The organism is Faecalimonas umbilicata, assembly GCF_042846195.1.
GTDB lineage: Bacteria > Bacillota > Clostridia > Lachnospirales > Lachnospiraceae > Faecalimonas > Faecalimonas umbilicata.
Genome location: NZ_AP031411.1, coordinates 1,239,451 through 1,259,452, shown reverse-complemented (window position 1 = coordinate 1,259,452; position 20,002 = coordinate 1,239,451). Strand labels below are relative to the sequence as shown.

Below are 20,002 nucleotides of genomic sequence, written 5' to 3'. Positions count from 1 at the left end.
CTTCTGATTTCCCATATAAAACAAAAACTCCATCTCCCTAAAGAGACGAAGTTTATCCGCGGTTCCACTCTTCTGAAAATCTGCCCATTGTTCAGACTTTCACTTTCACGCATGTAACGTATGCCAACGTATCTGGCTACTTTCTTTCGCCGGATCAGCTCCCGAATGCACTTCACAGACGCTTTCCTGAAGTGTGCTTTCAGCCGGTGACACACTCTCTCTGTCAGTTCCAAATCTATTACTCTTTTCGTTCTCAGCCTTTTTCATGATATCTATACATCAGTGTATGCAATAAAATCGTTTTTGTCAACCGTTTTCTTCGCAAGCAGCAGCTTCAGACAATTTCATTTAAAAAGACACCGTCTGCAGGTTCGATTTTATTCAAATCTTTCTGCAGTACTTCCGGCAGCTTTTCTTCCGTATAGGGTGCCCATCCAAAAAGAATCTGTGTCAGAGCTGCAATCGAAATCTGCCGATCTGTGTCATTTTCTTTTGCTGCTGTGCTGACTGCAATCTTTGTCCCATCGCTTTCCAGCAAAAATCTTCTGTTATTTTCTTCCAGAATCGGATCTGTCACTTCTACTGTAAAGGAAAATGTTGTCCTTGGACGAAGACTCTCAAAAAATCCCGGAAGATAAAGAAGTCTTGCCATAATAAGCGGTCTGTCTCTCTCTTCGGTCACACTTTTTTTAATATTGTGTACATCCAGATTCCAACCATCACAAAAAATCGCCTCGTTCCCTTTTGTCAGCCAAAATACTGCCTGAGGAAGTGCCTCTTCCTCTCCTTTCTTCAGAAGCGGTTCCCGGATTTCATAGGTCTCCTCTTTTGCAAAAAAGAAACTTCCGACAAGCTTTCCATTTTTTTCGATCATACCAATCCCACCATGCTCACTCTTCTGTTCCGCAAGCATCCTCCGATAATACTGCTCCGTACGGACAGCCACAACCTGATATGATTGCCGCAGAATCTCTTCTGCAAACTCTGCAAGCTTTCTGCAGTCTTTTTCAGATGCCTCCCGCATCTCATAGATATTTCCCCGAAGTTCATGAGATACCGACCTCTCCTTGCTTCCACAAACTTTTCCGCCTCTCTGTCGGTAAATATATCGAAAATCGTAAGGGTGATATATACTCTCCGCTGCGGGCATTAAAAAAGTAAACGGTTCTTTTCTGGCATACATCTTTTTTAGAGATGCCTGCAAAAGTGCGCCCATAAACCCACGCTTTCGGAATCGCTCCTCTGTTGCCACTGCGATAATATAGTGTGTCAGAAATTCAGAATCGTTGATCCGCATTTCATATGGATTCAGCTGGATCATCGAACAGATCTGATGCTCCTGCTCAATCACATACATCTCATTGTCCAACGTCTTCACTGTATAATAATAATCAAGAAATTCTTTTGTATCCTCTGCAAATACACGTTCCCACAATTCTCTTGTCCGTCCGTGTTCTTCTCTTTGAAGCATTCTCACTTCCATCTTATCGCTCCGTTCCTTCAGACGTCTTCCGGCATCCTCCACACCCCTGGCAGCCGCCTGCACTTTCTTCCGCAAATACCTGATAGCTCATAGTACGCATACTCTCGATTGCACAGATTGCCTGAGAGGAGATCCCTTCTCCGCTTCCGGTAAATCCAAGCCCCTCCTCCGTCGTTGCCTTGATATTGATCTGCTCTTTCTCAAGTCCAAGTACCTCCGCGATATTTTCCCGCATCTGTTCAATATACGGAAGCATTTTCGGACGCTGTGCAATAATCGTCGCGTCAATATTCTCAATCAAATACAATTTTTCCTCCAGAAGTTTTCCGACATGTTTTAACAATTCCATGCTGGAAATCCCTCTGTATCTCTCATCTGTGTCCGGAAAATGCTTCCCGATATCTCCAAGTGCTGCCGCTCCCAAAAGCGCGTCCATGATCGCATGGAGTAGCACGTCCGCATCCGAATGACCAAGGAGCCCCTTTTCATACGGAATTTTCACTCCACCAAGAATCAAATCTCTTCCTTCTGTCAATTTGTGAACATCGTAACCAAGTCCTACACGCATAATGGCACCTCTTTCTCTGTTATTCTTATTATTTTCTCTGTGGCATTGGGCTGATAGAGGCCTGTCTTCTCGGGAACATTTCTTTGGAAGTTTCTGACTCTTCTTGATGTTCCTGCACCTTCTCCTCTGTCACTTCTTCTGTCACTTCCTCTTTTTCTTCCTTTTCATCTATCTGTACGATATCCTCGTCTTCTTCCTGCTCCTCATCCATTTCTTCTTCAGAACCGTCTTCTTCTGTTTCCTCCGGCAAATCTTCTTCCGGATCAAGCGGCTCTTCGTTTAAATCGTCTTCCTCAATCTCGTCCTGTGATGTTTCTTCAGATTCCGCTTCCTGCACAGCCTCCTCTTCTTGGACAGATTTCTCCTGCGATTCCAAGTTTTCCTGTTGATCCTGTTCCTCTTTGACACTTTCTGAGAGATCCTGGAAATTGATATTTGAATTTCCCTCCGACATTCTTCTGTCCGTCTGTTCGATTTCCCCGTTCTCCTCGGATTTTTTGTTTTTCTGTTTCCAGAACTCAATATCCACTCCATATTCTTTCAGCAATGCTCCCACAGAAAGATAGAGTACGGTTCCACCTACTACCATAAAGAAAATGCTGACGATGATCATCAATACTTTTTCATTAGGTTCTGTCTGAAGAACACCGATCAGAAGGGAAATTCCGATATAAAGAATATATCCGCCTGCCAGCATTTTTAAAATCATTCTGCTTTTGTTGTTCATCTTTCTTACTCCTCTGTCGAAAAGGCTGTTGCAAACCGGAATGTTTCCTTTTGTAACAGCCTTTTTGTATTTATTTCTTTTATTGTACTTGAAAACAAAAAAAACATCAAGAAAAATAAAAAAAACCGAAGAATATTCTCCCGGTTTCCTTTGATACTTCTCTATACTTTTGATAGTAGCGGGAACAGGATTTGAACCTGCGACACCACGGGTATGAACCGTGTGCTCTAGCCAACTGAGCTATCCCGCCATATATTTATATAATTTTTTATAAATAGCGGGAACAGGATTTGAACCTGCGACACCACGGGTATGAACCGTGTGCTCTAGCCAACTGAGCTATCCCGCCACATATAATCTCCTATGAAATGCTTTCATATAAATGGGACCAATAGGGCTCGAACCTATGACCCTCTGCTTGTAAGGCAGATGCTCTCCCAGCTGAGCTATGATCCCATCTAATAGCGGGAACAAGATTTGAACTTGCGACACCACGGGTATGAACCGTGTGCTCTAGCCAACTGAGCTATCCCGCCATATATAATTCTCTATGAAGGCTTTTCATAGAAATGGGACCAATAGGGCTCGAACCTATGACCCTCTGCTTGTAAGGCAGATGCTCTCCCAGCTGAGCTATGATCCCATATTCCTGCGGGTTTCGCTCACCGCTAACCCGCTCTGCTATTATACTACTATTTTTTCTCAAATGTCAATATGTTTTTTCATATTTTTTTATTTTTTTCAAAAAAATGGAAAATCCATGTAAACTATTATCGACTTTCTTGTTTTCGACAGCTCTCTTTCCTCTATTTGTCGTCCAGTTTCAACACGCTCATGAATGCTTTCTGAGGAATTTCTACATTTCCAACCTGCCGCATTCTCTTCTTTCCTTCTTTCTGTTTTTCCAGAAGCTTTCTCTTACGAGAGATATCTCCACCGTAACATTTTGCAAGAACGTCTTTTCTCATCGCCTTCACAGTCTCACGGGCAATGACCTTGCTTCCAATTGCTGCCTGGATCGGAATTTCAAACAGCTGTCTCGGAATCTCCTCTTTTAATTTCTCACACATCTTGCGTCCACGTTCATAGGCTGTTCCGCTATGTACGATAAAGGAAAGAGCATCCACTTCTTCTTTGTTGATCAAAATATCCAATTTCACAAGCTCTGACTGCTGATAGCCAAGCATCTCATAATCAAAGGAAGCATAACCTCTCGAACGAGATTTCAGCGCATCAAAGAAATCATAAATAATTTCATTTAACGGAAGATGATACCGCAGCACCGCTCTCGTTTCCTCGATATATTCCATCCCCTGATATTCCCCGCGTCGTTCCTGACAGAGATCCATAATTGCCCCGATAAATTCTGATGTAACCATAATCTCTGCCTTTACCATTGGCTCTTCCATATATTCAATCTCTGCCGGATCCGGGAGATTGGATGGGTTTGTCAGCTCGATCACTTCTCCATTTGATTTGTGTACTTTATAAATAACGCCCGGTGCAGTTGTCACGAGATCCAAGTTGTACTCTCTCTCCAGACGTTCCTGAATGATCTCCAGATGGAGAAGCCCTAAAAATCCACAGCGGAATCCAAATCCCAGTGCAACGGATGTCTCCGCCTCAAACTGCAGCGCCGCATCATTTAATTGAAGTTTTTCCAACGCATCTCTTAAATCCTGATATTTTGCGCCATCAGCTGGATAAAGTCCACAGTACACCATCGGCTGGACTTTCTTATATCCCGGCAATGCCTCCGCGCATGGTCTGGATGCATCTGTGATGGTGTCTCCGACTCTTGTATCTTTGACATTTTTCAGGCTGGCAGTGATATATCCTACCATTCCTGCACTCAGTTCTTCACATGGGATAAACTGTCCTGCGCCAAAATATCCAACTTCTACAACCTCTGCTTTTGCCCCGGTCGCCATCATCAGGATTGGAGTTCCTTTTCGAACAGTCCCTTCCTTGATTCGGCAAAAGACGATCACTCCTTTGTATGGGTCATACACCGAGTCAAAGATCAACGCCTGAAGTGGTGATTTCGGATCTCCTCCCGGCGCCGGTATCTTCTCGACGATCTGTTCTAATACCTGATCAATATTTAGCCCTGTCTTTGCAGAGATCCGCGGCGCATCTTCTGCCTCGATTCCAATGACGTCTTCGATTTCTTCGATTACCCGTTCCGGCTCTGCACTTGGAAGATCTATTTTATTGATGACTGGCATCACGTCCAGATCATGGTCGAGCGCCAGATACACGTTGGCCAGTGTCTGTGCCTCAACGCCCTGCGCCGCATCCACAACAAGAATCGCACCATCACATGCTGCAAGGCTCCTTGATACTTCATAATTGAAGTCAACATGTCCCGGAGTGTCAATTAAATTAAAAATATATTCTTCTCCATCTTTTGCCTGATAAACAATGCGGACTGTCTGCGCCTTGATCGTAATTCCACGTTCCCGCTCCAGCTCCATATTATCAAGCACTTGTGACTGCATCTCACGACTTGTCAGCAGTCCGGTCTTCTCTATGATCCGGTCTGCCAAAGTCGACTTCCCGTGATCGATATGTGCAATAATACAAAAATTTCGTATCTTACTCTGATCTATTCCTGCCACTAAAATTCCTCCATCTCTCTATCTCTATCCCTCAGCCAAAATCATCTATACAAAGAAGTTTTCACTTCCCTTCCCGAAAGCTGAGGCGTTGTTTCTTTTTAACATCGCATTATTATATCATGCCATACTGTATTTTACAATGAAAAGTTCCGTCGCAAGTGCGTCTGTCAACCGCCCCGTCTTTACACTTTCCTCAAGGTCTGCTGCCATCTCCAGAATCTCTCTCAGTTCCTTTTTCTTAAAAAGCTTCGCCTGCCCTTGATATTTTCCGACAACAAACGTGTGCAGTCCTGTTTTTTCTCCGATTTCTTTTCTTCCATATCCACTCTGATCCAGTTCTTTCACCTCCAAAAGCAGGCGGAACTGACGGACAAGAAGAAACAAAATCCGCATCGGTGGTTCTTTCAACGCAAGCAGATCGTAATAAAGCTCTAGTGCTCTTTTTTGTTTCTTCTCGGCAACTGCTGCAACCATTTCAAAAATCTGATTGGAAATATGTGTCGTGCAGATTTCCTCCACATCTTCCACTGTGATTGCATCTTTCTCCAGTGTATAACAAAACAGCTTTTCCAATTCTCTCTGGAGATTCTCCATATCATCCCCGGTCTTTGCGAGAAGAAACTGTACGGTTCGCTCGGAAATCTGCTTCCCTTCCCGTTTCACCATCCCAAGGATCCATCGAACCAGTGTATGTTCGTCCTGTCGTCCCAGTTCCACGATACGCCCTTTTGCTTTCACTGCCTTATAAAGCTTTCCGCGCTTGTCAACTTCCTCTTCTACAAACAGAAAGTAGGATGTCTCCGGAAGTTCTTTCAAATAATCTGCCAGCTCCGGGGTGGCATTTTTGAAAAATCCCGAATTTTCCACAACGATCAGACGACGCTCACTAAAAAACGGCATCGTCTCTGCCAGATCGATCAACTCTTCCGGATGGATTCCTTTCCCTTCATAATAAGAGTAATTCATCGTATCTCCTTCATTGACAATCGCTTTTGACAACCGGTCTTTATATTGTTTCTTTAGATATACTTCTTCCCCATACAGCAGATAGATCTGCTTAAATTCTCCTGTCTTTAAATCTTCATTTAAACTTTTCATCGATCACCTCTGCCCTTTCCGTTTCCTGAAAATCCTTTTTCATCATATCACAGATGTTCCCACTACGTAAAGAGGATAGCATGCCAGTTTTCTTTGCGCCACCTTCCTATTTCCATCCTGACAAATACCCCTTTCCATCGTCAATCCTAAAACAAATCGCTCCATTGTCCTGTGTGCTATAGATTTTTACCCCAGATTGTTTTAAACGTTGAATCGTCTCCTGATTTGGATGTCCGTAGGAATTGTTACATCCTGCGGAGATAATTGCATACTTTGGTTTGACCTGTTCTAAAAACAACTCTCTCGTTGAATTTTTCGATCCATGGTGTGCAACTTTCAAAAGAAAGATTTCTTCAGAAAATCTGTCAACCAGTTCTTCTTCTCCCTTTCCCTCCACATCCCCTGTTAAGAGCAGTTTTACGTTTTGACAAGTTACTTTCAGCACGAGGGAACTGGCATTTCCCGGATCTGCTTCTGAATTTTCTGCCGGGTGGATACATTCAATGGAAATGCGAGCATCTTCCACGGATTCTCCCTCATGCATCGCCACAACCGACACCCCTTGCATATCCGCCTGATATGCCAGCTGCCAAAGGGTATCGTCCCATACGTCCTTTCTCGGAAGCACAAGTGTGTCGATGGAAATTCCATATGCCTGCCGTTCCATCAGTTCTACAATTCCATTCAAATGGTCCTGATCTCCATGTGTAACAAAAACATAATCCAGCTTTCTGACTCCTTTTGATTTCAGAAATGGTTCAATCCGATATTTTCCCACCTGTTTGATATCGGTACTTCCTCCATCGATCATACAAGTCAATCCCGTATCTGTCTGAAGAAAAATCCCATCTCCCTGCCCTACATCAAGAAATGTCACTTCCAGTTCTTCTTTTCCAATTTCAATAATAAGAATCAATGCCAACCCTGTGATCCACAACACACTTCCTACCTTTTGTTTCCAGTTCCATACCCGGTTCTGAACTTCCTTTTTCCATCTCCCTTTCTTTTCTTCCATTTTCTTTTCTATTATCTTTCTTCTCCACCACATCACAAACACAAAAAGCAGACAATAATATATCACAATCTTCCAGATTTCCGGTTTCCCAGTCACAACAACAGCATTAGGAAGCCTCAGAAACATCCGACAGAGTAACTCATAACCTTCCAGAAGAAATCCACTGCTTTTTAAAACAAGACTGCCACCCGGCATCCACAAAACGGCTAGAAAAAGCCCAATGATCGCTGTGCCAAGGATCCAGCTCATCAGAGGGATGACAAGCAGATTGAGAAAGATCGCATACAGCGATATTTCATAATAGAAAAAACTTAGGATCGGATGGAGTATTACAGTAATTGCCAGACTTCCGGATAATGTCTGTAACCATTTCTTTTCCCCTGCAAAAATTTCCTGAAATATTGGGCAGAGAAGCAAAATTCCAAGAATCGCCCCAAAAGACAAAAGGAATGCAGCGTCTGTCAAATCGTCCGGATTTTCTGCTGCGATCCATGCCGCTGCCACTGCCAGAGCCGTTGGCAGGTCATAGACCCTTCCGGCTGCATCTGCACCAATACGAAGAAGGAACATGAAAAAAGCTCGCTGTGTAGATACACTCATCCCCGTCATGCATGCATATCCCCCAAGCACAACCGCACTTGTAATCCCCGCTATACAAAAAGAACATCCTCCTTTCCGGAGCCATTGGTAGAAGGCATTGCCGATCAAAGATATGTGCAAACCGGAAATTGCAAGCAAATGGCTGATTCCGCTTTTCTGATACAGTTCTTTCACTTCCGGATCCATCCCCGCTTTCTCGCCCAACACCATTGCCGCAAGAATTCCTCCGTTTTTCTTTCCCAGGCAGTGTTCAAACACTTCCCTGCTCCTCTGCCGCATCCGAAACAGCATCTCCCTTAAAGAAACTTTTGCCCGCTCCGTGACCAAGATCTCTTTCGCCCACAAAAATCCTGTTGTATGTTTCTTCCGATAATACTCTCTCTGATCAAAATTCCCAGGATTACGTGCTTCTTCAAAGGTCTCTCCATCTCCTTTTACACAAATGCGATCACCGATTTTTACTTTACGGAACGAATCGTCATAAATCACTATTTTTTCTTTCTCAATATATTGCTTCTTTTTCTGTCTGGATTGTTTTTCAAGATTTCCAATTGTCAAGATTTGTTGTTTTGATGTGATTGATTTCTGAAGGACAGTGCCTTCTATCTGAATTGTTGTAGAAGAGGGAAAAGCAGGATTGTCCATCGTTTTCCCCATTATCAAAGTAGCTGCCAGCCTGAGCAGCAAAAAGAAGATGCACAGAAGACAGAGTGGTTTCTTTCTCACTTCTGCTCCTCCTTCTTCCTAACAGCTTCGCCGTCAAACGGTTGTTCCAGAGAAATGCCTTTGTAGCTTTGGTCACTTTTTCCGTTGACTAAGATCTGAACTGCCCGGATTTCTTTTCCGTTTTCCATCAAAGAACGGACAAGCGCCTCTATCTGCAACGCCGGATCCATCCGCGATTCCTGCTGAAGAAAGGTGTCATCAAAGTTGACATAACAGATTCCGTCCTTGACAGAAGTTCCGATCAGACGAACTTTAGAATCCAGTACCGGCTGAAGTTTCCCTGATGTCGGCCCTTTGAGCAAACGCTCCATGGCAAGTTTTTCTGTTGACAGATTCGTATTGTAGCGTACCTCCTCTAACACCTCCGGCACAAGCGCAGTACCTTCTTCATTTCCAAAATACAGTGTAAGGTTCGTTTTTTCATAAGAGTGTAGCACAGAACCTGTATTTTTAATAAAATCTTCTGCCCGCATGCTTCCAACAACCTGTCCTTCCTTATCCGTCAGTGGATTGCCCTCTACTTCAAATGCGACCGACTCGATGCCATCAATCTGCACAAGCGATTGGACGATCGCCGCCCGGCAAAGTACCTCCCGGACCGCTCCCATCTCATAATATCCTCCGCCAAAATTAACTGTGATCTTTCCCTCTTGCACCTCAAATCCAAGTACCTTTACCCGTTTTGAGATCACCGGTTTCATCTCCACATCCTCCGGCGCTTTGGAAAGTGCTTTTAACATCGCCCGTGCAGCTTTCTCTGCATCTTTCTCTTTGATCTGATACGGTTCTTTCTCAATAGTTGTCTCCTCACTGTTCATGTAATAAATTCCATCACCGGAAACACTCTTCTTTTCTTTCCCACATGCAGCAAGCAACATGATTCCCAGTACCACAAGTAGCCCAATTCCGATTTTCTTTTTCAAATTTCCTGTCATCTTCTCTCTTTTTGTCTTCCCTTTCATTTCTGCTCACCGGAATGTTACGCAATATAGGTCAAAGGAACACGAACAGTAAACGTCGTTCCTTCCCCTTCTTTACTGTGTACTTTCACAATTCCTCTATGCATTAAAATTGCATTTTTCGCAATTGCAAGCCCAAGTCCGGTTCCTCCTATCTCTCGGGAATGTGATTTATCTACCCGATAGAAACGCTCAAAAATATGCTCGACGGCATCTTCCGGAATCCCGATACCAGAGTCTGCAACTTTGATATAGAAATATTTATAATCTGCGTTCAGAGAGACATGCACCCATCCCTCCTCATGATTATATTTGATTGCATTTTCCACCAGATTAGAAATCGCAAGCGTCAGCTTCACTTCGTCCACCTCCGCAATCACCGGACGGAAACTTTCAAATACAACTTCGATATTATGTTGTACCGCAATCGGCCGCAGACGTTTTAAGATCAATTCCAGAAGATCATTGATATTTTCTGACTTGATATTTAAATCCGCCGACGTCTTGTCCAGCTTGACAAGTGACAGCAGGTCATTGATAATCTTATTCTCCCGCTCGATTTCTGCCGCGATATCCTCCATAAATTCCTGATACAATTCCGCAGGAGCGCCTTCCTGTACCAGGAGGGAATCGGCTAACACTTTCATCGAAGTCAATGGTGTCTTCAGTTCATGGGAGACATTTGAGACAAATTCCTGCCTGGAATCATCAAGAATCTTAAGTCTTCCAAGCATCTTATTAAATGCATCAGAAATCAGCATTGTCTCGGTATAGGCATTCTCGTGAAGATTGTCCGTATCATACCCTTCCGTCACGGCTCCGATTGCCTGTGTAATTCTTCCAAACGGCCGTACAAGAAGCGCGGAAACAAAAAAGGAAATGGTAATGATCACAACTCCGACAGCAATCTCCACAGCAACCGCTTTGGAATGCAGAACATCTACACTGTCCACAACGGAATCGGTGGAAACACTGACAAGCATGATCCCTTCAGTCTGTCCGCTATTCGGATCCTGGATTGCCTGCGTCACCTCAATATAGTGGTTTTTCGAATCATACTCACTTGTATTGTTTCCCCCATAGCACTCCATCACCGCCTCTGAAATGATTGTTTTCCCTTCCTCCATGTCATAAGTATCTTTGACTACCTGAAACTCATCATCGATCAGAAGAATTCTGCCACTGTAAATATCAGCAAGCTGTGCCAGCTCCGCATCCAATGTTTCTGACGGTACTCCCTTTAAATAGCCCGCTTTTCCAAGACGACTTCCTAGCATTGTGCTCTGATTCTGAATTTCCGCCGTCCGCACGGAAACCGCTCTCTTTTCATAATTGCTGATGATTCCCTGCCCGACAACGATACACGGGATAATTCCAATCACGATCAAAAGCAACATGATCCGAAAACGGAGACTTTTAAAGAACTTACCGCGGAAGTATATCTTATCCCCTAAAATAATAACCAACTCCCCACTTTGTATGCACATACTTTGGATCACTTGGATGGCTCTCAATTTTCTCCCGCAAGCGGCGGATATGTACATCTACAGTTCTTGCATCCCCCGGATAATCATAGCCCCAGACAAGATTCAAAAGCTTCTCTCTGCTGTACACTTTATTCTGATTCAGCGCAAGCAGTTCCAGCATATCAAATTCTTTTGCAGTCAGATTGACTTCCCGCTCTCCAATAAAGACACGGCGGCTCTCACAATCTAACTTCATCTCTCCCTTTACGATCAGATTCTTCTGTTCTTCCGGTCTGTCTTTCTTCGTACGCCGGATGATTGCCTTGATCCTTGCTTTTACCTCCAGAATATTAAACGGCTTTGTGACATAATCATCCGCACCATACTCCAGTCCCATGATCTTATCTATATCATCCCCTTTTGCCGTCAGCATAATGATCGGCACATCCGAAAATTCCCGGACCTGCTGACAGACCTCAAATCCTGTCAGTTTCGGCAGCATGACATCCAGAAGAATTAAGTCAAACTCACCGCTTTTTGCAAGCGCCAACGCCTCTTCCCCGTCATATGCAGCAGTGACTTCCATTCCATCCTGCTCTAGACTAAACCGAATTCCCTTCACAATTAATTTTTCATCATCGACAACCAATATCTTATTTCCCATAAACTCTCCCTTACCAGAGCATTCAGACTGTGATCCGTTCTTTCATTTTTTCAAACACACCGTCCTTGATTCCCTCGATCTCTTTGATCTGTTCAATGGACTGAAAGCCGCCTGCAGATTCCCGATAGGTAAGAATGCTATCTGCCTTTGCCTCACCGATCCCGGGAAGTGTCATAAGTTCTTCCTTTGTCGCAGTATTTAAATTCACCTTTCCCTGAGAAGTCTTTCCACTTTCTCCGGGTGCACCGGAAGTATTTACTTCTGTCGCAATTCCCGAAGCAACCTCCTCCTTTGTCGGAACCTGAATCTGTACCCCATCCGTCAAAAGTTCTGCCTGATTCAGAAAACTTTGGTCAGCCGCCTCCGTCATTCCTCCGGCACGCTCCAGTGCCTCAAAAAGCCGGGATCCTTCCGGCAGCTCATATACACCTGGTGTACAGACTGCACCCGATACATATACCCAGATCGTTTTTGGCTGCCGTTCACCGTCCGGCACTTCCGACGCAGATTGGTTCTGCCGCTCTTCTGAGTCCGATTCACTTTTTTCGACCTCTTCCAATTGGACCTCTTCCATCCGATGCTCCTCTTTTTCGCAGGCTGTCAGACAAAGTGTCACTATCAGAATCCCGATTCCATACATCCTACTTCTGCTGCGCTTCCACTTGTTCTTAGTGCTCTTTTCATTTTTCTTTTGCTTATACATATTTTCTCCTTTATAGATATTCTCTATAAATCCCCTCATATGCAAAGTCACATATATTGTATCGAATTTACCTCAGAATTACAACCAATTCTTCCCCGGCTTTTTTATTTCTTAGATTTCTTCTTTACTTCCACTGAAAAATCGCAATACCGATCAAAGCCAGAGCCATCCCTCCTATTTTTCGCCATTCCAGCGGTGATTTCTCCACACCAAACAATCCCAGTACTTCAATAACATATGCCACGATCAACTGTGCGATCACAATCAGAAGCGCCGCTTTTGCAGGTCCCAGCTGTTCCATACTTTTAATCACGGTCCACGTAATTCCAGCTCCAATCGCACCTCCCAGCAGCATATATTTTGGCTCTACTTTTCCGAGTGCCATCACACTATCCCTGCCTGCGATCAGCCATGCCACAAGACAAACCGCAAAAGCAGAAAATTGTACCCAGCCATTGGACACCCACATCCCCGTTGTTTTTGTTACCTGTGTGTTAAAAACTCCCTGCACACTCATCAGCGCCCCAGAGAGCAACGCAATAAAAAATCCAGTCATCGGACTCCCTCCCAGAATGATTCGTCACTTTTTTGTAACATCTATTTCTTTCCAGTGTATCCAATGACCGGATTTTTATGCCCCGATCCCAATCAAAAATTCATTTTTCTATATCATGTGACTTATAAAAATGAGCATCATCTGCTTTCTTTTAACAAACACGAACAAGTGCTCTCTCTAACTTTTCTGTCATTTCATCAATTTCTTTTTCAGTAATGATCAGCGGCGGAAGGAATCTTACAACCTGCGCTCCTGCCGTCACAAGCAAAAGTCCCTCTTGTTTCGCCGCCTCCACAATCTTTCCGGCCGGACAAGAAGTGATCAACCCCTGCATAAATCCCTTCCCTCTTCTCCCGGTGAACAGATCGTATTTTGCAAGTAAAGTATCTAATTTTTCTTCAAGGTACGGAGTCAATCTGCGCACATGTTCTGCTAACTTCTGCTCTGTAAAAAGATCGATCACCGTACTGACTGCCTGACATGCAAGTGGATTGCCGCCGTAAGTCGTCCCGTGATCACCCGGTTTTAAGGAGTTTTGCGCTACCTCCTCTTTCATTGCAAAAGCCCCTACCGGAACTCCGTTTCCGATTGCCTTTGCCATCACAAGGATATCCGGCTGTACCCCATATCCTTGCCACGCAAACATTGATCCGGTTCGCCCCATGCCGCACTGAATCTCGTCAAAGATCAACAGAATCCCTTTTTCCTCGCAGAGTGTGCGAAGTCCTTGCAGAAATGACTGTTCTGCTACAAAGACGCCACCTTCTCCCTGTACCGGTTCTAGAAGGATTGCACCTGTCTTCTCTGTCACCTGTTCTTTTACACTTTCCAGATCATTAAATATGGCAAATTTCACACCGCCTACAAGTGGTTCAAACGGTTCCCGATAGCTTTCCGTTCCCGTCACCGACAGCGCCCCCATACTGCGGCCATGAAAGGAATGTTCCATGGAAATAATCTCGCAGGCACTGTTTCCTTTTTGCTTCGCATATTTTCTTGCTGTTTTCAAAGCGCCCTCAATTGCTTCTGTCCCGCTGTTTGCAAAGAAGACACGATCCATTCCCGAGATGGTTTTCAGTTTTTCTGCCGCTTGGGCAAGCGGTTCGTGATAATATAAATTGGATGTATGGATCAACTGATCAATCTGTTTTTTCAATGCAGACTGCAATGTTTTGTTTCCATATCCAAGAGAACTGACACCAATCCCCGAGCCAAAATCCAAATAGGCTTTTCCATCTGTATCATACAGGTAAGCGCCGTCTCCTTTTTCCAACACAAGATCATATCGATTATAGGTATGTAAGATAGCGCTTTCCGTCTTACTGATTGTCTGGTCCATAGTAAAATCTGCTCCTTTCTCCCTCAAAAATGGCAGTTCCAATTCCTCTGTTTGTAAAAATTTCAAGCAACAGACAATGCGGGATTCTTCCATCAAGAATATGGACTCTCGATACCCCTGCCTGGATTGCCTCTATACAGCTATAAAGTTTCGGAATCATTCCCCCGGTGATCGTTCCCTTCTCGATCAGCTGTTTTCCTTCTTGAATTGTCAATTCTGAAATCAACGTGGAGGCATCTGCCGGATCTGTACAAATTCCTTCTACATCAGATAAAAACGCTAATTTTTCCGCATGTACCGCCTGCGCGATCGCACACGCCGCATCATCCGCATTGATATTATAAGTCTGATAATCCTCTCCTAGCCCGATCGGACAGATGATAGGAAGGAAATCTTTCTCCAGAAGATCCAAAAGTACATTTGCATCCACCGATGTCACTTCCCCCACAAATCCGATGTCTTTTCCGTCTGAAAATTTCTTCTGCGCCCGAAGTAATCCACCATCTTTTCCACTCAGACCGATGGCCCGCACTCCCAACGATTCCACAAGCTGAACTAACCCTTTATTCACCTTTCCAAGCACCATTTCTGCAACTTCCATCGTCTCCTCATCCGTCACGCGAAGTCCGTTGACAAACGTAGGCTGCTTTCCAGTCTTCTCCATCCACCGGCTGATCTCTTTCCCTCCTCCGTGGACAATGATTGGTTTGAACCCGACCAATTTTAAAAGAGTCACATCCTCAATCACCCGCTTTTTCAATGTCTCATCGATCATCGCACTTCCACCATATTTTACAACGATAATCTTTCGGTTAAATCGCTGAATGTACGGCAACGCCTCGATCAGTACCTCCGCTTTTTTCAAATATTCCTGCATCTTCTGGCTCATTTTCGTCTCTTCCTTCCTTTTATCTCTGCATCATTTCTGTTTGGTATGCTAGCTCCGGTAATCTGCATTGATATCGATATATCCGTGTGTCAAGTCACAGCCCCATGCAGTCGCTTTCCCATCCCCAAGTTTCAGATCTGCAAGGATTTTTACTTTTTCCTCAGATAAAATCTCCGTCGCCTTCTCCTCACTATACGGAAGTGCCACCCCATCGGAAAGAATCTGAATCGTTCCTGCTGCACTTTCCAAAAAGAGATCTACCTGCTCCGGTACAAATGAAACGCCTGCATATCCCATCGCACAGAGAATCCTTCCCCAGTTTGCATCATGACCTGCCACTGCTGTTTTCGTCAGATTCGAGCAAACGACTGACTTGCTGATTTTCTTTGCCTGCTCTTTATCTGCCGCTCCGACAACCTCCACTTCCAAAAGAGCCGTAGCGCCCTCTCCATCTCCTGCGATTGCCTTTGCCAGCTGCTCATTGACCGTATGTACTGCTGCTGCAAATGCTTTATATTCTTCTGTACCCGGACAGATCGAAGCATTTTGTGCCAGTCCGTTCGCAAGAAACAAGACCGTATCATTTGTAGAAGTATCTCCATCTACGGAAATCATATTATACGTCTCCTCTACATCTTCACTTAATACTTTCTGTAAAACTTCTTTTTCAATCACAGCATCGGTCACAAGAAACGAAAGCATCGTACACATATTTGGGTGGATCATTCCGGATCCTTTGGCCATCGCACCGATCGTCACTGTCTTCCCGCCAATCTCCAGCTGTACTGCAGCCTCTTTTTTATGCGTATCTGTTGTCAGAATCGCCTCTGCGGCCTCTGCTCCACAAAGTTTGTCATTGCCTTTTGCCTGGGCAAGCATATGGATTCCCGCCTGGATTTTCTCCATCGGAAGCTGTTTTCCAATCACTCCGGTAGAGCTTACCAGCACTTGTTCTTTCTGAATCCCGAATACTTCTGCCGCTGTCTGTGCTGTCTCTTCACAATATTGCATCCCTTCTTCTCCGGTACACGCATTTGCAATTCCCGAATTGACAATTATCGCCTGCACCGCTCCGCCTTGTTTGACAATCTTCTGATCCCACTTTACCGGAGCTGCCTTCACCACATTTGTCGTAAAAGTTCCCGCCGCCACACACGGAACACTGCTGTAAATCAATGCCATATCTGTACGCCCCTCGTATTTGATCTGGGCCGCTGCCGCTGCCGCCTCAAATCCCGGTACCACTGTAATTCCACCTTTGATCTGCTTCATCTCTGTTTTCCTTCCTTTCTTTGCTGCCTGTTATTTCTGCCTTCTATCGATTAAATGTCGTTTCATTCTCTTCGTTTAAAGAGAGGTCATAATAATTTAAGTCTTCTCTCCGCTTCCATCCGCTTTGTTCCCAGAACTGATTCCCAACCTGATTGTCCGTAAATGCAATCAGGCAGACCTGATTGATTTTCTCTGCTCTCAGCGCATCCATCGCCATCTTCGCCATCTGTGTCCCGATTCCTTTCATCCGATGTTCTTCAGCAACGCATACATGATAAAAGCAACCATTTCTTCCGTCATGTCCGCATAAAATACTGCCGACAATCTCTCCTTCTTCCTCCGCTACAATACTGGTAGTCGGATTTCTTCTAAGGAAACGTTCCAGTCCTTCCCGCGAGTCATCGATACTACGGATTCCAAATCCTTTGGTCTGTTTCCAAAGCTTATAAACTCCCTCATAGTCTTCTATCATCATTGCGCGTATCATCGTTCTGCCTCTCCTTTTTCCGTCTTTTTCTTCTTTTTTCCTGCTGTAGCTTCTAAGGAAACAGCGGGATTGCAGTCAGTCCTTCCGTCTCATCCAGTCCGAACATCAAATTCATATTTTGGATTGCCTGCCCCGCAGCGCCCTTCACAAGGTTATCCATCGCTCCCAGGATCACAATCCGATTGGTCCGCTGATCAATCTGAAATCCAACATCCACATAGTTGCTTCCTTCCACCCATTTCGTCTGCGGACATATCCCGGTTCGCAGTACACGAACGAATTTCTCGCTGTTATAACAACTGTCATATGCCTCTCTTACCATTTCTTCCGTCACACCTTGTTTTAGTGATGCGTAGGCGGTCACAAGGATCCCCCTATTCATCGGAACAAGATGCGGGGTAAAATTCACACATACCTTCTCCCCTGCAACAAGAGACAGCTGTTCTTCGATCTCCGGTGTATGCCGATGTGTGGTCACCCCATATGCTTTCATATTTTCATTGACTTCACAATAAAGATTATCTATTTTCTCCGTTCTTCCTGCCCCCGATGTCCCGGACTTTGCATCGATGATCAACGTCTCCGGAACTATCAGTCCATTCTTTACCAATGGAAGAATCGCCATCAGAGAACACGTTGGATAACAGCCGGGATTGGCGATCAGCCTTGCTGATCGAATATGCTCCCGATTCCACTCGCAAAGTCCGTAGACTGCTTCTTGCAGAAGTTCCGGGCTTTTCTGTTGTATTTTATACCATTTTTCATACGTTTCCGCCTCTTTTAAGCGAAAATCTGCACTTAGATCAATGACTTTAGCTTTCTCTAGCACCGTCTCACTGATCTGTCCGGCACAAAATCCCTGCGGCGTTGCAGTAAAGATTACATCCACGTCATCCGCAAGTGCCTCCATCACCTTTTCCCCGCACGTTCCTTCTACAATCTGAAATAAATTCTGGTAAACATTAGTATAAGGAATCTCCTGATAACTTCTGGAGCCAAACCATACTACTTCCACTTCCTTATGACCAGCCAAAAGTCTGACTAATTCTCCTCCGGCATACCCCGTTGCACCAATTATTCCTGCACGAATCATCTATAACACCCTTTCTCTCTTTTTCCATCGAATAAATTTTGATTTTGCATGATTATACATCTATTTTAAATGTTATGCAATAGTTTTTTTGCATTTTATTTTGTACAATTTTACTTTGCACCCAAATCTGCTTTTATCGCTTTCCTCTTTCCCCATAACTTTCTTCTCCGTTTTTCATTTTCTTGTTTTCCCTCTCATACTTTGCATTTTATAAGTAAACACAAGTGCTTTTTCGTTTTTCTCTACGAATTTTTTCATTTTTACATTACTCTTTTTTCTATAAAAACTAGTATATTTCCCCCTAGTGCACATTTGTTTTCCTATAACAGTTTGCTTTGCTTTTTTAATCTCATTTCTCTTTTTCAAATTTTCTTGTTGCATATTTATTCATTTTGTTGTATATTAATACTATCAAATTTCAAGACAAACAGAACAAGGAGGACTTTTCACATGAAAGAAAAAGTAATTTTAGCATATTCCGGCGGATTGGACACAACAGCCATCATCCCATGGCTCAAAGAAAATTTTGATTATGAGGTCATCTGCTGCTGCATCGACTGCGGACAGGGAGAAGAACTGGACGGCTTAGAAGAACGCGCAAAATTATCCGGCGCTTCCAAATTATATATTGAAAACATCGTTGATGAGTTCTGTGATAACTATATCGTGCCATGTGTACAGGCAAATGCAATCTACGAAAACAAATATCTGCTCGGCACTGCGATGGCACGTCCGGGAATCGCAAAAAAACTAGTAGAAATTGCAAGAAAAGAACATGCTTCTGCTATCTGCCACGGAGCAACCGGAAAAGGAAATGATCAGATTCGTTTTGAATTAGGAATCAAGGCACTCGCACCGGATCTGAAGATCATCGCTCCATGGAGAATGACTGATCTTTGGACATTAAATTCCCGTGAAGAAGAGATTGCATACTGCCATCAGCATGGGATCGACCTTCCATTTGATGCCAGCCAAAGTTACAGCCGTGACCGTAACTTATGGCACATCAGCCATGAAGGATTAGAGCTCGAGGATCCTGCGCAAGAGCCAGACTATGAACATCTGCTTGTACTCGGCGTTACCCCAGAACAAGCACCGGATGAAGGCGAATATATCACAATGACTTTCGAAAAAGGTGTTCCAGTCAGCTTAAACGGACAAACGATGAAAGTATCTGAGATTATCACAGAGTTAAACGCCCTCGGCGGAAAGCATGGAATCGGTATCATCGACATTGTAGAAAATCGTGTTGTCGGAATGAAATCCCGCGGTGTCTATGAAACTCCAGGAGGAACCATCTTAATGGAAGCTCACCAGCAGTTAGAGGAACTGGTGCTTGACCGTGCAACCTATGAGGTGAAAAAAGAAATGGGAAATAGACTTTCTCAGATTGTATACGAAGGAAAATGGTTCACACCACTCCGTGAGGCTGTGCAGGCATTTATCGAATCCACACAGCAATATGTGACCGGAGAAGTAAAATTGAAGCTTTATAAAGGAAATATCATCAAAGCCGGAACAACCTCTCCGTATTCTCTGTACAGCGAATCTCTCGCAAGTTTTACTACCGGAGAACTTTATGACCACCATGACGCAGAAGGATTTATCAACTTATTCGGTCTTCCGTTAAAAGTACGCGCAATGAAACTTGCAGAAACAGAAAAGTAAAAAACAGACACACAAAAAGGACAGCTGATCTTTCCAGCTGCCCTTTTTGTTTTCTAAAACTTCTTGAG

17 protein-coding genes, 5 tRNA genes and 1 other annotated feature are annotated in these 20,002 nt (G+C 44.1%); of the genes, 1 reads left to right on the top strand and 21 read right to left on the bottom strand.

Going from position 1 to position 20,002, the window contains the following annotated elements:
• Nucleotides 1–38: 38 nt before the first annotated feature.
• Nucleotides 39–264 (bottom strand) — a binding site (T-box leader).
• Between the two features lie 70 nt (nucleotides 265–334).
• From ACGG81_RS06015 to argC, 21 genes are all read right to left on the bottom strand, one after another.
• A complete protein-coding gene (locus ACGG81_RS06015) occupies nucleotides 335–1,558 on the bottom strand; it encodes a GNAT family N-acetyltransferase (RefSeq protein ID WP_270196913.1) in 1,224 nt (407 codons plus the stop codon).
• A complete protein-coding gene (gene ispF / locus ACGG81_RS06010; RefSeq protein WP_009262563.1) occupies nucleotides 1,485–2,051 on the bottom strand; it encodes a 2-C-methyl-D-erythritol 2,4-cyclodiphosphate synthase in 567 nt (188 codons plus the stop codon). Before ispF ends, ACGG81_RS06015 begins: the two co-directional genes overlap by 74 nt.
• 28 nt (nucleotides 2,052–2,079) lie before the next feature.
• The gene (locus ACGG81_RS06005) at nucleotides 2,080–2,778 is read right to left on the bottom strand and encodes a hypothetical protein (protein ID WP_390110097.1); all 699 of its coding nucleotides are present in this window, start codon (nucleotides 2,776–2,778) and stop codon (nucleotides 2,080–2,082) included.
• A gap of 176 nt (nucleotides 2,779–2,954) precedes the next feature.
• Nucleotides 2,955–3,028, bottom strand: a tRNA-Met gene (locus ACGG81_RS06000).
• Between the two features lie 25 nt (nucleotides 3,029–3,053).
• Nucleotides 3,054–3,127 (bottom strand) — tRNA-Met (locus tag ACGG81_RS05995).
• 34 nt (nucleotides 3,128–3,161) lie between these two features.
• Nucleotides 3,162–3,234 (bottom strand) — tRNA-Val (locus tag ACGG81_RS05990).
• A 6-nt stretch (nucleotides 3,235–3,240) separates the two neighbouring features.
• Nucleotides 3,241–3,314: transfer RNA gene (locus ACGG81_RS05985), tRNA-Met, on the bottom strand.
• Between the two features lie 34 nt (nucleotides 3,315–3,348).
• A tRNA-Val gene (locus ACGG81_RS05980) sits at nucleotides 3,349–3,421 on the bottom strand.
• Between the two features lie 163 nt (nucleotides 3,422–3,584).
• On the bottom strand, nucleotides 3,585–5,399 hold the full coding sequence (lepA, locus tag ACGG81_RS05975) for a translation elongation factor 4 (RefSeq protein WP_008976035.1): 1,815 nt from the start codon (nucleotides 5,397–5,399) through the stop codon (nucleotides 3,585–3,587).
• A 117-nt stretch (nucleotides 5,400–5,516) separates the two neighbouring features.
• A complete protein-coding gene (gene holA, locus ACGG81_RS05970) occupies nucleotides 5,517–6,497 on the bottom strand; it encodes a DNA polymerase III subunit delta (protein ID WP_009262565.1) in 981 nt (326 codons plus the stop codon).
• Between the two features lie 106 nt (nucleotides 6,498–6,603).
• On the bottom strand, nucleotides 6,604–8,838 hold the full coding sequence (locus ACGG81_RS05965; protein WP_390110095.1) for a DNA internalization-related competence protein ComEC/Rec2: 2,235 nt from the start codon (nucleotides 8,836–8,838) through the stop codon (nucleotides 6,604–6,606).
• Nucleotides 8,835–9,800, bottom strand: coding sequence for a GerMN domain-containing protein (locus ACGG81_RS05960; protein WP_009262640.1), 966 nt, complete (start codon nucleotides 9,798–9,800; stop codon nucleotides 8,835–8,837). The genes ACGG81_RS05965 and ACGG81_RS05960 overlap by 4 nt, the downstream gene beginning before the upstream one ends.
• 17 nt (nucleotides 9,801–9,817) lie before the next feature.
• Complete coding sequence (locus ACGG81_RS05955) at nucleotides 9,818–11,284, bottom strand: sensor histidine kinase (RefSeq protein ID WP_390110093.1); 1,467 nt, start codon at nucleotides 11,282–11,284, stop codon at nucleotides 9,818–9,820.
• Nucleotides 11,241–11,927, bottom strand: coding sequence for a response regulator transcription factor (locus tag ACGG81_RS05950; protein WP_008976040.1), 687 nt, complete (start codon nucleotides 11,925–11,927; stop codon nucleotides 11,241–11,243). The genes ACGG81_RS05955 and ACGG81_RS05950 overlap by 44 nt, the downstream gene beginning before the upstream one ends.
• Nucleotides 11,928–11,949: 22 nt before the next feature.
• Nucleotides 11,950–12,630, bottom strand: a complete 681-nt coding sequence (locus ACGG81_RS05945) for a helix-hairpin-helix domain-containing protein (RefSeq protein ID WP_390110090.1) — start codon at nucleotides 12,628–12,630, stop codon at nucleotides 11,950–11,952.
• Between the two features lie 124 nt (nucleotides 12,631–12,754).
• Nucleotides 12,755–13,186 carry a DMT family transporter gene (locus tag ACGG81_RS05940; protein ID WP_008976042.1) on the bottom strand — a complete coding sequence of 144 codons (432 nt, stop codon included), beginning with the start codon at nucleotides 13,184–13,186 and terminating at the stop codon, nucleotides 12,755–12,757.
• Nucleotides 13,187–13,337: 151 nt separating this feature from the next.
• Entirely contained in the window at nucleotides 13,338–14,525 is a 1,188-nt protein-coding gene (locus ACGG81_RS05935; RefSeq protein WP_009262643.1) for an aspartate aminotransferase family protein, read from the bottom strand.
• Nucleotides 14,506–15,414: an acetylglutamate kinase gene (argB, locus tag ACGG81_RS05930; protein ID WP_008976044.1), complete on the bottom strand. Its 909-nt coding sequence runs from the start codon at nucleotides 15,412–15,414 to the stop codon at nucleotides 14,506–14,508. Before argB ends, ACGG81_RS05935 begins: the two co-directional genes overlap by 20 nt.
• A 48-nt stretch (nucleotides 15,415–15,462) precedes the next feature.
• The gene (gene argJ / locus ACGG81_RS05925) at nucleotides 15,463–16,686 is read right to left on the bottom strand and encodes a bifunctional glutamate N-acetyltransferase/amino-acid acetyltransferase ArgJ (protein ID WP_016439105.1); all 1,224 of its coding nucleotides are present in this window, start codon (nucleotides 16,684–16,686) and stop codon (nucleotides 15,463–15,465) included.
• Between the two features lie 43 nt (nucleotides 16,687–16,729).
• Nucleotides 16,730–17,173: a GNAT family N-acetyltransferase gene (locus ACGG81_RS05920; protein WP_009262646.1), complete on the bottom strand. Its 444-nt coding sequence runs from the start codon at nucleotides 17,171–17,173 to the stop codon at nucleotides 16,730–16,732.
• Nucleotides 17,174–17,225: 52 nt separating this feature from the next.
• Entirely contained in the window at nucleotides 17,226–18,266 is a 1,041-nt protein-coding gene (gene argC, locus ACGG81_RS05915; protein ID WP_016439107.1) for an N-acetyl-gamma-glutamyl-phosphate reductase, read from the bottom strand.
• 450 nt (nucleotides 18,267–18,716) lie between these two features.
• Here argC and ACGG81_RS05910 point away from each other — a divergent pair, with 450 nt between their 5' ends.
• Nucleotides 18,717–19,934 (top strand): argininosuccinate synthase, encoded by a 1,218-nt coding sequence (locus ACGG81_RS05910; protein ID WP_390110085.1) that lies wholly within the window; start codon nucleotides 18,717–18,719, stop codon nucleotides 19,932–19,934.
• Nucleotides 19,935–20,002 lie beyond the last annotated feature (68 nt).